Annotated in this window: 1 protein-coding gene; it reads left to right on the top strand. The window is 32.7% G+C overall.

Annotation, left to right across the window (positions count from 1 at the left end; translation table 11 throughout):
• Positions 1–7: 7 nt before the first annotated feature.
• Positions 8–495 (top strand): REP-associated tyrosine transposase (locus DM397_RS00425; RefSeq protein WP_111375714.1); only part of this gene is annotated, 488 nt, incomplete at its 3' end.

Raw genomic sequence — 495 nt, 5'->3', positions numbered from 1 at the left:
AAAAAAAATGAAAGAAGGCTATGTAATAAGAGACCAAAAACTACCACATTTTATCACACCGACAGTTATAGACTGGATTGATATTTTTACGCGTCAGAGTTACAGAGATGTTATAATTGAATGCTTAGATTACTGTATTAAAAACAAAGGAATGGTTTTGTATGGTTATGTCATAATGAGTAATCACATTCATATGATTGTGCAGTCGGAAGACGGAAAGCTTTCAGATTTAATACGAGATTTTAAGAAGTTTACAGCAAAAACCATTCTAGACAAAGTACAAAATAGTCCAGAAAGCAGAAGAGAATGGATGCTGGAAAGATTTAAACTGGCTGCAGAAAAACATACCAGAAACAAAGTTTATCAATTTTGGCAGTACGGAAATCATGCCGAAGAAATTTACAGCAATAAATTTATGTGGTCTAAACTGGATTATATACATTTAAATCCTGTAAGGGCAGGCTATGTGAATCGAGCATCAGAATATATTTATTC

Origin of the sequence: Flavobacterium nitrogenifigens (assembly GCF_003254565.1) — a bacterium.
Lineage (GTDB): Bacteria > Bacteroidota > Bacteroidia > Flavobacteriales > Flavobacteriaceae > Flavobacterium > Flavobacterium nitrogenifigens.
The sequence above is the reverse complement of the archived record's forward strand: the minus strand, read 5'-3'. Positions and strand labels throughout refer to the sequence as shown.